Source organism: Hymenobacter sp. 5317J-9 (genome assembly GCF_022921075.1).
Lineage (GTDB): Bacteria > Bacteroidota > Bacteroidia > Cytophagales > Hymenobacteraceae > Hymenobacter.
In genome coordinates this window covers 1,713,107-1,726,369 of record NZ_CP095050.1, presented here as the reverse complement: position 1 = coordinate 1,726,369, position 13,263 = coordinate 1,713,107, and the positions used below count along the sequence as shown (strand labels likewise).

The 13,263-nt window shown below is 64.9% G+C and carries 8 protein-coding genes; 3 read left to right on the top strand and 5 right to left on the bottom strand.

The window, feature by feature from the left end:
- The first annotated feature begins 146 nt into the window (after window positions 1-146).
- The 3 genes from MUN81_RS07190 (at window position 147) to MUN81_RS07180 (ending at window position 4,421) form a co-directional block, all read left to right on the top strand.
- Window positions 147-2,105: a family 20 glycosylhydrolase gene (locus tag MUN81_RS07190; RefSeq protein ID WP_245116327.1), complete on the top strand. Its 1,959-nt coding sequence runs from the start codon at window positions 147-149 to the stop codon at window positions 2,103-2,105.
- 178 nt (window positions 2,106-2,283) lie between these two features.
- Window positions 2,284-3,768 carry a hypothetical protein gene (locus MUN81_RS07185; protein WP_245116325.1) on the top strand — a complete coding sequence of 495 codons (1,485 nt, stop codon included), beginning with the start codon at window positions 2,284-2,286 and terminating at the stop codon, window positions 3,766-3,768.
- A gap of 47 nt (window positions 3,769-3,815) precedes the next feature.
- On the top strand, window positions 3,816-4,421 hold the full coding sequence (locus tag MUN81_RS07180; protein ID WP_245116323.1) for a 3'-5' exonuclease: 606 nt from the start codon (window positions 3,816-3,818) through the stop codon (window positions 4,419-4,421).
- 116 nt (window positions 4,422-4,537) lie between these two features.
- Here the strand turns inward: MUN81_RS07180 and MUN81_RS07175 are convergent, their stop codons facing one another.
- The 5 genes from MUN81_RS07175 to MUN81_RS07155 all read right to left on the bottom strand — a co-directional run bounded on the left by MUN81_RS07175 (window position 4,538) and on the right by MUN81_RS07155 (window position 13,224).
- Window positions 4,538-8,416 (bottom strand): hypothetical protein, encoded by a 3,879-nt coding sequence (locus tag MUN81_RS07175; RefSeq protein WP_245116321.1) that lies wholly within the window; start codon window positions 8,414-8,416, stop codon window positions 4,538-4,540.
- 91 nt (window positions 8,417-8,507) lie between these two features.
- Window positions 8,508-10,604, bottom strand: coding sequence for a HAMP domain-containing sensor histidine kinase (locus tag MUN81_RS07170; RefSeq protein WP_245116320.1), 2,097 nt, complete (start codon window positions 10,602-10,604; stop codon window positions 8,508-8,510).
- Window positions 10,605-10,663: 59 nt separating this feature from the next.
- The gene (locus tag MUN81_RS07165; protein WP_245116318.1) at window positions 10,664-11,716 is read right to left on the bottom strand and encodes a hypothetical protein; all 1,053 of its coding nucleotides are present in this window, start codon (window positions 11,714-11,716) and stop codon (window positions 10,664-10,666) included.
- Between the two features lie 849 nt (window positions 11,717-12,565).
- On the bottom strand, window positions 12,566-12,964 hold the full coding sequence (locus tag MUN81_RS07160) for a DUF983 domain-containing protein (RefSeq protein WP_245116316.1): 399 nt from the start codon (window positions 12,962-12,964) through the stop codon (window positions 12,566-12,568).
- Window positions 12,964-13,224 (bottom strand): hypothetical protein, encoded by a 261-nt coding sequence (locus tag MUN81_RS07155; protein ID WP_245116315.1) that lies wholly within the window; start codon window positions 13,222-13,224, stop codon window positions 12,964-12,966. Before MUN81_RS07155 ends, MUN81_RS07160 begins: the two co-directional genes overlap by 1 nt.
- Window positions 13,225-13,263 lie beyond the last annotated feature (39 nt).

Genomic DNA, 13,263 nt, shown 5'->3' with positions numbered 1-13,263 from the left:
TGCGTATTTGTAGGCTGCGGGGCGCAGACCTTTCTCTAACAGCTATGATGTGGCAGGCCAGTAGATTGAAAAAATCAGTAATGTGGCGGTTGGTTGTGCTTGTGTTGGCGGCGCAGTCCGTGGCAGCGCAGCAGCTGCCGGCGCTTATGCCGCTGCCCGCCGAGATGCGCTGGGGCAAAGGCCGCCTCAGCCTCGGCAAGCCCTTGAGGCTGCAGCTAGATAGCTCGCCCGACCCGGCGGTGCGGCCGGCCGTGCGCCGCCTGCTCACGCGCCTGCAGGGCCCGGCCGAGCCCGCCACCGGCCCGGTCCTGCAGATTCGCTACGGCCGCGCGGGGCAGCCCGAAAAATTCGACGAGGAGCGTTACAGCCTGCGCGTGACGCCCATGGGCGTAAGCATCGACGCCCCCACCAGCCTGGGCGTGCTGCGGGCCCTGGCCACGCTGGAGCAGCTGCCCGTTACCGAAAAAAAGCAGCGCTACCTGCCCGAGGTCGACATTCAGGACCAGCCGCGCTTTGCCTGGCGCGGCCTGCTGATTGACGCTTCCCGCCACTTTATGCCCGTGGCCGTCATCAAGCGCAACCTCGACGGCATGGCGGCCGTGAAGCTGAACGTGCTGCACTGGCACCTGACCGACGACCAGGGCTTTCGCATCGAGAGCAAAATGTTTCCGCGCCTGCACACGGTGGGCAGCACCGATGGCCTCTACTACACCCAGGCCGAAGTGAAGGAAGTGCTGGCCTACGCGGCGGCGCGCGGCATTCGGGTGGTGCCGGAGTTCGACATGCCCAGCCACACCACCAGCTGGATTGTGGCCTACCCGCGCCTGAAATCCAATGACTCGACTTACGCGCCCTACACGCTGTGGCGCACCACCAACGTAGCCATCGACCCCACAAGGGAAACGACCTACACCTTTCTGGATTCGCTGTTTACGGAGATGACGGCCCTGTTTCCGGACCCGTATTTTCATGCCGGCGGCGACGAGAACGACGGCCGCAACTGGCGCCGCACGCCGCGCATTGTAGCCTATATGCAGGCCAACAAAATGGTGAAATCCGACGGAAAAACCGTGGACAAGCACCAGTTGCAAACCTACTTCAACCGCCGGGTGCTTGCCCTGCTGCAAAAGCGCGGCAAGACAATGATAGGCTGGGATGAAATTCTGGGCCCGGACCTGCCCAAGGAAACCGTTATTCAGAGCTGGCGCGGAAAAAAAGGCTTGAACGACGCTGCCAAACTCGGCCACCCGGTGCTGCTCTCCAGCGGCTATTATCTGGACTTGAATCTCAGCGCCGCCAGCTCCTACACCACCGACCCGCTGCCGCCCGACACGCCCCTTACGCCCGCCGAGCAGAAGCTGGTGCTAGGCGGTGAGGCGGCCATGTGGGCCGAATTTGCCGACTCCACGGTGCTGGACTCGCGCATCTGGCCGCGGGCCGCGGCGGTGGCCGAGCGGCTGTGGTCGCCGCAAGCCGTTACGCAAAGTGTGGCCGAGATGTACCGCCGCCTGCCAATCATATCCAAGGAGCTGGAAACGCTGGGGCTGCGCCACCGCATCGTTCCGGAGCTGTTGCTGCAGCAGCTAGCCGGCAGCAGCAACGTGGCCCCGCTGCGCACGCTGGCCGAAGTGCTGGAGCCGGTGAAGGAATACAAGCGCCATTTCCAGGGCTTCAACTACACCACTTCCACGCCCTTGAACCGGCTGGTCGACGCCGCGCCGGCCGAGTCGGAGACGGCCCGGCTCTTCGGTGTATTGGTCGACAGCGTGGTGGCCGCCACCGCTACTTCGTCAGGTCGCTCAGCTGCCACGCTACGGCAGCTGGCCACGCTGCGTGCCCAGCTCCTGCGCTGGCAGGCCAACGATGTGCTGCTGCAGCCGCAGCTCCTGCTCCACCCCACGCTGCGCGAATACAGCCCGCTTTCCGCTAACCTCGCCGCTGTATCAAAGGTGTTGCTGGAGCGTCTCACGCAATTGCAAACCGGCCAAACGGCATCGCCCGCATGGCAGGTTTCGGCCAAAAAGGTACTGGATGCGGCCCAGGCCCCGGCCGGGCAGACGGAACTGGCCATCGTGCGGGCCGCCCGCAAGCTGGCCGGTTTGTAGAGACGCAATATTTTGCGTCTCGTCGTTGAACGAGCGGGACCGCGCCGTTCGAGTTACTGCAGGCGTTATCGTTCAACGATGAGACGCAAAATATTGCGTCTCTACCCCGTTCTGCTGCCCAATCTATGTTTTTTGAGCCTGACTTTTTTCGCTGGTCTGGCCCAGTAGCTTCGCTATTTTGAATCGTACTTACCCCATTTCACGCTTCCTGCTACGGCTGGGGCTGGTGTTGGCGCTGGCGCCGTTTGTGGCGCTCATGGCGTTCAATCATCCGTTTTTTGATGATTTTCGCACGGCCTACTGGACGCACGAGCACGGCGCCTGGGGCATGCAGCGCTGGTTTTACCTGACGTGGTCGGGCCGGTTCACGTCCACGTTTTTCATGACCGTACTTAACCCTGTCACCTATGGGTGGCTGGAAGGGGTACGGCCGGCAGTATTCCTCATTTTCGGGCTGCAGTGGGCCAGCATCGCCTTTTTGCTGCGCACGGTTTTTCACACTGTCCTGCGCGCATCCTTTACCTGGGGCACCGCTCACTGGACCACGGCCCTGCTGCTGGCGGTGTTTTGCAACGCCACGGCTGCGCCGTTTTCGTTTCTGTATTGGTTTTGCGGGGTAGTCGTGTATCAGCTCACGCTGCTGAGCTTGCTCACCTTTGCGGCGCTGGCTTTGCGGGCAGGCTGGGGGCCGGCTCCCGCGCAATGGCGCAGCGCCGGCTGGGCCTGCGTGCCGCTGGTGCTGGCCGTAGCTGGCAATGAACTCACCATGCTGCAAGCCGTGCCCGTGCTGGCGCTATTGGGCTACGCCCTGCCCCGGGCCGCCCGCCCCAAATGGTGGCTGTGGCTGGCCGTGGCCGGCGCTACGGCCGCTGCAGCCGTACTGGCACCCGGCAACTGGCTGCGCGTGGCGGCCACCGCCCCGCCCACCGACCCGCTGCACGCCTACCGCTGGCTGGTGCTGGGCCCGCGCACAGCCTACACGATGGCGCTGTTTCTGCTTCAACCCCTGAACGCACTGAGCTTGTTGGCGGCGGTGGCGGCGGGGTTGTGGCTGGGCCTGCGGTCTGGCGCTTCTGCCCTTTCCCAGCGCGTGGCGGCCTGGCCCCGCCGCCACTGGTGGGCGCTGCTGCTGGCGTTTGGAGCGCTGCACACCGCGGGGGTTCTGCTGTTTCGCCTGGTGCTGGTGGGGCCGCCGCTGCACCGGGCCCGCAACGAAATGCTGCTGCTCCTGCTGGTGACGGCGCTGGCGCTGGCGTGGCTGGTGGCGCAGCATCCGGCGGTGGCGCAACGGGCGCGGCGCCTGCGCCGCTACGCCCCCGCGCTGGGGCTGCTGGCGGGCCTGTTTGTGGTGGGCAATGTGCCTGTGGCCTGGCGCGAGCTGGCCACCGCGGCGGCGCCCTTCGATGCGCAGATGCAAACCCGATACACCCTGTTGCGCCAAGCAGCCCGCGCCGGTCAGCCCACGGTGACACTGCCCCCGCTCCGCCTGCCCACGGCACGGCTGCTGATGCCGCTGCGCCAGTTCACTCCGCCCCGCAATCTCGAATTTGACATCGATTTGACAACCGGCTGTGACGGCAACATCAACGACGTGACGGAGCGCTACTTCCACGTCCCGAACGTGTGCTGCGACCCTCAGGCGCCTAGCATTGTTCCTCGATAAACGGCCTTCCACGGCCTTTTTTCTTCCTCGCCCGAGTATCTTTCAGCATGAAAGCTGCCGTTACCCACGCCCTGGCCAACCTCAATTTCACGGCCATCGACTTCGAAACCGCCAACGAGCACCGGGCCAGCGCCTGCGCCGTGGGCGTGGTGCGGGTGCGCGGCGGCCAGATTACGGACACCTACCAGACGCTGCTGCGCCCCCGCGTGCTGCGCGTCGACTGGCGCAACTACCAGGTGCACGGCATTGCCGAAGAACAGCTGCACGATGCCCCCACCATGGCCGATGTGTGGCCCGAACTCCTGCCCTATCTCGACGAGCAGCCCGTAGTGGCCCACAATTCGGCTTTCGACGTGAGCGTGCTCGAGTACACGCTGCGCGATTTCGACCTGGACATTCCGGCCTTTCACTGCCTGTGCTCGGTGAAACTGGCCAAGGTATGCTGGCCCTTTCTGGACCGTCACAAGCTCGACCACGTAGCCGGTCATTTCGGCATCCCGCTCAACCACCACGACGCGCTGAGCGACGCGCGGGCCTGCGCCGAAATCACGGTGCGAGCGTTTCAGTCGGGCGTGGCGCTGCCGCTGTGCTACAAGCAGCGCGAGCTCACGGCCGGGCTGGCGGCGCGGGCGGCGAAAATGGCGTATTCCTGAGCAGGATAACTGAATCGTCTGTCATCCTGAGCGCAGCGAAGGACCTTCTCACGCCAGCTCAAATGATGCAAACGTGAGAAGGTCCTTCGCTGCGCTCAGGATGACAGAAGTTATTTCTAAAACAGCACCGCTACCTGCATGCGGCCGGTGTGCACCGTATTCAGCGTGCTGGCTTTGCGGCCGTCGTAGGCCAGCGTGATGTTCAGGCCGTTGCTGAGGCGCTGCTCCACGTTCAGGCTCCAGGTGAAATTGCTGCCGGGGCGCAGGGCGTTCAGGATTTCGATGGCGACCACCGAATTCTGCAGTTCCGGCGGCACGTCGAACTGCACGCGGGTGTAGCGGGTGGCCGCCGTGATGGTGCGCTTGTTGACCTGGCTGATGCGGGTTTCAATGCCCAGCTCGTCGAAGATGCCGGGGTGAGTTTCGGCCGGCGTGGGATTGGGCACCGTGGGCAGGTCGGCGGTGAGCGTGTTTTGCTTGTGGGTGCGCAGGTAGGTACCCGTGAAGCGCAGGCTGGGCGAGGGCTGGTAGCTGATTTCGGGCTGCACGGAGTAGATGAGCAGGCGGTAGTTGCGGGTGAGCAGGTAGTCGCTGCTGGCTTCGCGCACATCGCGCGAACCGATGAGGCGGCCCGTGAACGAGGTAGCCAGCGTACGGCGCAGCAGCAGGCTTTGGGTGCTCAGGTTGCGCAGGTCGCGGCCCTGGGCCAGCAGGGTTTTTTGCTGGGTTTGCTGGAAGGTGAGCTCGGCCCCAAACACCGGATTGGACCGGTTGAAATACAGCGTATTCCGAAACAGCTGATTGAAGGCCAGCAGCTGCTCGTCCTCCTTGTCGTAGCTGAAGGGACTGAGGCGCGAGAGCAGCCGCGGGTCGGTGGTGCGACGGTCGACGGTGACGCTGGTGAGGGTGGCGAAGCGGGAGGCCACAGCCTTCCAGCCGCCGGCTTCGCGCCAGCCCCGCGGGGCCGCCGTGGTGAGGCGGTAGCTGAGGCGGTTGGTAAAGGCCGTGATGTAGTCGACCGTCGGAATGTAGACCTTGATGTAGGTGCGGTACTGCGCATCGGGCGTTTGCGCCTCAAAAAACTCCTCCTTGTCTTCGCGCAGGTTGCCGTTGAGGTCGCCGGCGTAGTAGTGCGTGCCCTGCCCGGCCGGCACGGCCAGAAAGGAGTAGTCGCGCTTCAGCTCGCGGCCGGTGGCCACGCTGTAGTTCAGCTCCGAGCGCACCTGGTTTTGCAGCAGGCTGGCGTTGTAGAACACCTGGCCCAGCACCGTGCGGTTGCGGGCCAGGCCCAGCGAGTCGAGGTCGCGGTAGGTGGCCAGCAGGCGCACGTCCTGGCTTTTGCTCAGGCGCGCGGCCATTGTGCCCTGCCAGGTTTGGGCGGTGCCTCGGCGCTGCAAGGCGTTCTGCTCGCGGTTGGGGGTTTGGTCGCGCCGGTAGCTGTAGTCGAGCCGGAATTGGGTGCGGGCCGAGTCGCGGCTTTGCAAAAACACGTTGTGCTCGTCGAAGTAGTTGGCCGAGCGAATGGTGTCGGTGGTGGCGGAGCTGACGCGGTTTTTGTCGAACCGATACGCGTAGCCCGGCACCACCCGGCCGCCCACGAAGCGGCCCGTGGCCTCGCCCCGGGCCCAGTCGGAGTGGAAGCGCCCGGCGTCGGAATTCAGCAAAAACAGCGAGCCGCGCATTTCCAGGTTGCCCACTTTCTGGGCCGCATCCAGCCAGTGCTGCAGCCCGCTCACCTCGCCCGGCCGGAAACGCCGGCTAAGGCGGTAATTCACGTTGTTGTTAACGTCCTTTGCCGCGCCCACGCTGAAATTGAAGATGTTGTCTTCGCGGGCCACCGACGCCACGCCGGTACTCTGCTGGGTGCTGCCGTTGCTCCAGTTGCGCTCAAACTCGATGTCGCGGTAGCGGTCAATCGGCGAAAAATTCTTGCCCGTGTATTCGTAGTCGAGGGTGGAGCGCAGGCGGTAGTTGCGCAATGCGCCCCCGGCCAGCGCGGCGGGCAGGCGGCGGTCCTGCATCACGTAGCCCACGCGAAAGGCCCCGTCCTGCTCGCTGGCCGAGGAGAAGCGGTTGCGCTCCAGCCGCGAGTGGGCCGCGTCCACAAATACCGTCGTGGTGCTGTCGAGCTGGAAGCTGGCGCCGCCGGTCACCATCTGCTTACGCAGCGGCGTGGCCACGCGGCGCACCGGCAGGTAGCGGCCCCCGCCGGGGCGCACGTAGGTATACACGGTGCCGTTGGCGCTCCGGAAGCGCGGCTCGTCGCTGCGCTCGTAGTCGCCGTTGCCCTGGCCCACGTCCGAAAACGCCACGTTGTAGGAACCCCGCACGGAGTCCACGGGCGAGTCGACACCCACGTAGGTGAACACGGGCACGCGCCGGCCGCCCACCACGCGTATTTCGCGGTGGTACTGCACGATGCGTCGGTTGTAGGCCACCGAGTCGCCGCCGGCCACTTGGGCCACGCCCACGTTGCCGGCCTGCTGCAGCCGGCGCACCAGCGTGGTGTCCTGCAGGTTGATGTTCAGGGCATTGTTGGGATTGTCGGCCTCCTGGTAGAAGTTACCGTGCACGTTCAGACGGCCTACCTGCTGGTAGTGGCTGGCCGTGACGAGCGAGCGGGAGTAGTTCAGGTCCGAATACTCAAAGTCAATCTTAATTCGCGAGTTGCGCGTGATAAGGTGGCGCGGCGTGAAGGTCACCTCGGCCAGGTTGTAGTCGATGGTGTAGTCGGCATCGAAGCCCCGGGTTTGCAGGCGGCCGTCGAGGTACACCTTCTCCGAATTGGCCAGCACGATGATGTAGGGCTCGCCGTTGGGCCCGCTCAGGCGGTACGGGCCTTGCACGTTGTCGATGGGCGGCAGGTCGATGCTGGCAAACTTGCCCTTGGCCACCCCGCCCGCGATGGCGGTGGACGAGCGCCACGGCAGGCCCTTGCGCACGCCACTTGTGCTCACGGTAGCGCCGGCCACGGGCGCGGCATCGCCCTGGGGCAGCGGTGCGGCACCGCCGTTGCTCACCTGCCGGTTGGGGTCCGTCAGCTGCGGCTGGCTAATGGCCGGTGGGTTGAGGGTAGCCGGGGCCGTGGTGTTGCCGAGCCCGGCCGGCAGGCTGCCGTTGGCCAGCTGGCCCGGCTGCCCGTTCAGAAACGTGGCGTTCGACACGCCCTGCGAGGCCCCAAAGCCCGACAAGCCCAGGATGGGCGGACCAAAATTGGCCTCGGCCGCGGCGCCCTGGATGTTTTTGTAATAGCGCAGGAAGTAATCGGGCTTGTTGCGCAGCACCACGTCGCCGGCCGTCAGGCTCCAGTTGGGGTTGGTGAGGGTGATGTAGATTTTGTCGAACTGCTGCAGCTGCTGGGTGTTGCCCTCGGGCTGGAAGGGCACGTTCTGGTCCGAGATGGCGGCCGTGAGGTTGATATTCTCGGCCAGCTTGCCTTCGAGCTGCAGGTTCAGCGCCGAGTTCACAAACACGTTCTGGGTATTGCCGAAACTGATGCCGCGGGCCAGATTGCCGGTTTTGCTGATGCCCGGCGTGCTCAGAATCTGCTCTTTCACCGAGAAGTCCTCCATCCCCAGCATCGGCTGCCGAAAGCCCAGGCTGTCCATCAGCCCAATGGGCCGCCGATAGCGCGCCGCGCTCAAGCGCAAAGGCAGCACCCGGTAGCACACTTCCACCGAATCGGGCAGCGGCGCGCCGGCCGTGTCGCGCGGCGCGGGCCGCACCCAGCGGAATTTGTCGGTGCGCCCGTCGTAGTCCAGCCCGCGGCCGTTGGCCCGCACCGAGGAGGGTACCACGGTCAGCGTATCGGCCAGGGAGAAAAAGGTGGTGTCGCGGCCCGGCGCGAGGCGCACGTAGCGGCAGCGGCGGGTGCTGGGCGGCGGGGCCTCGGCCGGTCGGGTGGCTTGAGCCTGCACCTCAACAACTTGAAAAAGCACTAGCGCCGCGGCGAGCAGGCCCACGAGGGGGAAGCACAGACGTAAGCGGCGAATCATGCAGTAAAGGTCGGGTTTGGCGGGTAACGCGAGGAAGCGGGCGTTTCGTGCCCGGCGGCGCGGCGTCCCAGCGCCGCGGGGGCTGCTCTTGCTACCCAGCCAGCGGCAGCTCAATGAAGAAACCGGTCCCCTCCCCCACTTCGGTTTCGAACCAGATTTTGCCCCCGGCGCTTTCGATGCCGCGCTTGGCCACGGCCAGGCCGATGCCCGAACCCGTCTCCTTGGTGGTGAAGTTGGGCACAAACACTTTCTCGCGCACTTCTTCCGGAATGCCGGCCCCATTGTCGCGGATGGCCACGCGCACCTGGCTGCCGTTCACGGGCGTCAGCGACACGTCGATGTGCGGCTCGCGGCCTTCGGGCACGGCCTGGCGGGCGTTGATGAGCAGGTTGTTGAAGGTGCGCACCAGCAGGCTTTCATCGGCGTACACCACGTAGCAGCCGGTTTCGGCATCGGGCGGCAGGTGCAGGTCGAGGGCGCCGTCGCTGGAATCGGGTTGGTGCAGGGCAGCGCAGCGGCGCAGAATGGCGGCCACGTCCAGCCGCTCGGGCCGCATGGTGGGCAGGTTGGTGAAGGTGCTGAAGCTCGTGGCAATGTCGCTCAGCACGTCAATCTGGGTGATGAGCGTTTGCGCAATGCGGCCGATGAGCTCCTCGGCATTGGCCCGGCGCTCGGCAATGGCTTTTTGCAGGAACTGCAGGCTCAGCTTCATGGGCGTGAGCGGGTTCTTGATTTCGTGGGCCACCTGGCGAGCCATCTCGCGCCAGGCCGCTTCTTTTTCCTGGGCCGCCAGCTCGCGCTTGCTGGCCTCCAACTTGGTGAGCATGGCGTTGTACTCGCGCACCAGCAGGCCGATTTCGTCGTCGGAGCTGCGGTAGTCCAGCAACTCGTTTTCGCCGGTAAGCGTGGTTTGGGTCAGCTTTTCGGTGATGAGCTTGAGCGGCGCCGTGAGCTGCCGGGCCGCCACAAACGCCAGCCCCAGAAACAGCAAAAACATGAGCGTGAAGATGTTCAGAATGGTGTTGAACAACTCCGTTAGCTTGGTATTCAACTCCTTTTCCGAGTCGAAAAACGGAATGCCTACGTACCCCACAATGGGCCCGGTGGGCATGGCCAACTCATCGGCCGATGACCCGTCATCGTCGTCGTATAAGGGATTTCCTGAAGAGTCAACGCCCTTCCGTAACGCACTGCTGGCCAGCGCGTGGCCGGCCAAATCGGTTGCCACCGCTTCTCCCTCCCCGGCCCGCACCGGCAGGTACAACGCGTTGAACGACAACGAGCCCGCACGCTCGGTGAGCAGGGCGCGCGGCCGGTTGCGCTCGCGCAGCGCCACCACCGCCTGCGGGTTGAGCAAGGGCCCGAGTAAGCCCGCGTCGAAAATGAGGGGCTGGCTGCTGGCCAGCAGCTCGCCGTGGGCATCGTAGAGGTTGAGGTCGGTTTCGGTGAGGGCGGCCACGTTTTTGGCCAGTGCCGTGAGCGTGGGCCGCGCCGTGCTGTCCGACAGCAGGTGGCGCTGCCGGCGCAGGCTTTCCAGCGCCAGCTGCCCGCGCCGCTCGTAGGTGCGCGACAGGTCACGCTTGTACGAGTCGATGAGCTGGCTGGCCGTGGCCACGCTCACCACCACCAGCGGCACCACAATGCCCACATTGAGCAGCAGCTGAATGCGCGTGCTGAAGTTGAGCCGCAGCTGCGGCGTGGCCCGCCCGCGCAGCAACAGGGCCGCGCCGCCCACCAGCAGCCAGAAAAACGAGGAAAGCAGGAATTGAAACGAGAAGTTGGCCAGCCAGTCGGCCAGCGAATACGTGGCCGTGGTCACCACCACGGTGCGGCCCTGCGAGCCCTTCACCGCGAAGTGATGGTAGCCGCGCCGGCTCACGCCCTGCACGTACAGGCGCGGCTCCTTCAGCAGGCTCGCGGGCAGACGGTTGCCGTAGTCGAAGTCGCCCTCGCTGTACACCAGGCGCCCTTGGTTGTAGCCGGCGTAGCTAAGCTCGGTGGCCAGGCCGGGCTGAAAAAAATTCTGGTCTACCAGCAGCTCCGGCAGCACGCTGTACGTGGTTAGCTTTTTCAGCGTCAGCTCCACGCGCACGGCTCCCAGCGGCAGGCCAAAGCCGTTGACCCTAGTGCCGGGCACGGTGATGTAAGCCACGTAGCGCCGCGAGCCAAACGGATTGGTTGAGTTCACCAGGTACACGCCGCGCTGGTCGGTGGGCGTGGCGTTTCGTTCCAGCTCAGCGCGCGATGTTACCAGGTCGGGCGTGCCCGGCGCGGTGCCCAGGGGGTCGCCGGCCTCGTCATAAAGGGTAACATTGCTCTCGTATTTGTCGAAATATCCCCCAGGTACTGCCGGGCCACGCGCTGGCGAACCGCCTCGGGCCGTCCAAAGGCCGCTGATAGTGAGCGACGCACAAAGGGGTCGGCCGCGATTTCGCGCATGCGCTCCCCCAGCAGAAATTCCCCCTGCAGGTCGTTGTCGATGAGCATGTTGCCCGCCAACCGCTGCTTGTCTGCCAGCACCTGTTTTTCAAATTGTGCATACAGTGCCAAAGCTCCCGTAGCCGACGCCAAGGCCAGCAACAGCACTATTAGCACCGACGATTGGTAGCTGCCTGTAGTGGGCGCTGCCTGCATCCCCACCGCCCGCACCAGCGACGCAAACAACAGCAACACCGCTCCCAGCAGCACCCACGGCTGCCCCAAAGCCAGCCCCACCCCCAGCACCGGCACCGCCAGCAGCGCCGGCCCCAGCAGCAGTGCCCGCCGCGGCACGTGCCGCAGCAAGGCGCCCGTAAGTTGCGTCAGCCCAAAAAAGCCCACCAGCCAGGCGGCCGTGTGTAGCAGCACGGCCAGCGCCAGCAGCAGCCAGAAGCCGGTCACCTTCAAGTGGCGCGATACGTCCAGACTCAGCTGCGAGCTGCCAAACGCCGTGGTATAATACACAAACAGTAGCGCCAGCCAGCCGCAAAACAGCAATCCCAACCCGCCAGCCGCCGCCAGCTGACCGCCGGGAGTGCGCGGAGCCCGCACGCGGCCCAGCACATTCCAGTGCCGCCACAGCGCCGCGCCGCCCGCCGCCACCAGCAGCGCCAGCAGGGCATCCAGCAGCAGGTCGCCCAGCGAAGGCGCCCAGGCCGCCGCCGCGTACACCCGCGGGTCGAACAGCGGCAGCTCGATAAAGGAATAAGGCAGGCCCAGGTAAAGCAATGCCCCCGCAGGGCCGCCAGCGGCAGCACCAGCGCCACCACAGCCGCGCCCGGCCGGTGCGCCCGCCACCAGCGCAAGGCCAGCAACAGCCACCCGGCCGCATACAGCACACTACCCACCCCCAGCAGCGCCAGCGGCACATACTGCCCCGTGAGAGGATTGGGCTGCAGCGATTCTATCGAAAACAGGTAGTGGCCGTCAGCAGCTTCGAACCGCGCGCGGCCGGCACCGGCACTGTCGGCCACCACTTTCAGTTCCAATCCCCGGAACAAGGCCTGCTCGCCGCCTTCGCGCAAGTACCGGTTGGTGATGCCATAATGGCGCTCCAGGGGTAGGTAGGTGAGAATGGTAAAGCGGCCCGCCATACGCCGCAGCAGCAGGAAGTTTCCCACCGCCGTTTCGACGAGGCGTTCGGGACCCGGGCTGGCCGTTTCGGCTTCGGGGCGCAGGGTGGCGTCGGACCAGTAGCGCAATTCGCCGTTCTCCAGCACGCAGGTAGGGTACGTAGTTTGGGCCATCAGCTGCTGAAAGCTGTACGGCCCGCGCGGCAGTTGCGCGGCCACGCTATCGGCTTCGCGCCGCGCGGTGGTTTCGGCTTCGCGCACCAACTGCTGCAACCGGGCCACATCGGTGCGCTGCACCACGCCAGGCGCCTGCGCGTAGCGGCTGGCCAAATAGCCTCCTACAAAGCAGCAGGCCGCCGCCAGCAGCAGCAGCCAGGGCATGCGGCGCTTTGCCTGAACAGAAACCACAGAAGTACTGATTGGGGTAGAAGTCTGCAACAAAAAAGAGCGAAATGGAGGCCGAAGCCAGGTTTTTAAGCAAAGAAAGGATACCGCACGCGCCGAGCCGTAAGCCCGGCCGTGCCACCCCGCAAAATCTGCGCCTAATAAAAAAATGCCACCCGAGGGCGGCATTTCACAATTGGCTTTCGTCTCTGCTTCAGTGGCTCAAAAAACGCGTGTCGAAGCTGGTGCCACCGAATGCGTACAGCATCAGCGCCCGCGAATACCGAAACAGCAGCGGCGTCACGGCCAGCACCACGGCCCCTACGGCGGTGATGTACACCCACAGCGGTGGGTCGTCGGCCAGATAGTACAGCAGAAATCCGATGGCCAGCAGAATAGCGGTCGAAAACCCGGAACTGATGTACATGGCCCCATAGTAAAAGCCCGGCTCGGGCTCATACGTTTGGCGGCACACCGGGCAGGCGTCCGGCATGTCCATGAAGCGAGCACTCAGGGCCGGGCCGGCAAATAAATTACCCGTGTGGCAACGCGGGCAGCGCAGCTTAAGCAGCGCCAGCGGCGTCGACGCAATGGCGAGGGACGCTTGCGGCATTAGGCCTTGGCTGCCTTCGTTTTGGGGTGCGTGCGGCGGTACCAGAAGTAGCCCACAGCTCCCATCAGGATGTAGGGCACCGTCATCATGTACACGATGCCTTTGTTGAGCCCGGCCACGTCGTAGTCGTCGCGCTCTTGCTTAGCCGCCTCTACCTGCGACTTACACATCACACACTGCGCGCGCGCGCCCAAAGGAGCCAAGCTCAGTAACACGCCCAACAGCAGGGCAAAAGCGGCGGAGAAAAAGGTCTTTTTCATAATCAGATGAACACAGGTAGTATGACAAAGTTTCCCGCC

Excerpts from the sequence above, each read along its gene's own strand:
- MUN81_RS07180 (WP_245116323.1), top strand. The coding sequence starts at position 3,816 with ATGAAAGCTGCCGTTACCCACGCCCTGGCCAACCTCAATTTCACGGCC.
- MUN81_RS07160 (WP_245116316.1), bottom strand. The coding sequence starts at position 12,964 with ATGCCGCAAGCGTCCCTCGCCATTGCGTCGACGCCGCTGGCGCTGCTT.
- MUN81_RS07190 (WP_245116327.1), top strand. The coding sequence starts at position 147 with ATGCCGCTGCCCGCCGAGATGCGCTGGGGCAAAGGCCGCCTCAGCCTC.
- MUN81_RS07175 (WP_245116321.1), bottom strand. The coding sequence starts at position 8,416 with ATGATTCGCCGCTTACGTCTGTGCTTCCCCCTCGTGGGCCTGCTCGCC.
- MUN81_RS07155 (WP_245116315.1), bottom strand. The coding sequence starts at position 13,224 with ATGAAAAAGACCTTTTTCTCCGCCGCTTTTGCCCTGCTGTTGGGCGTG.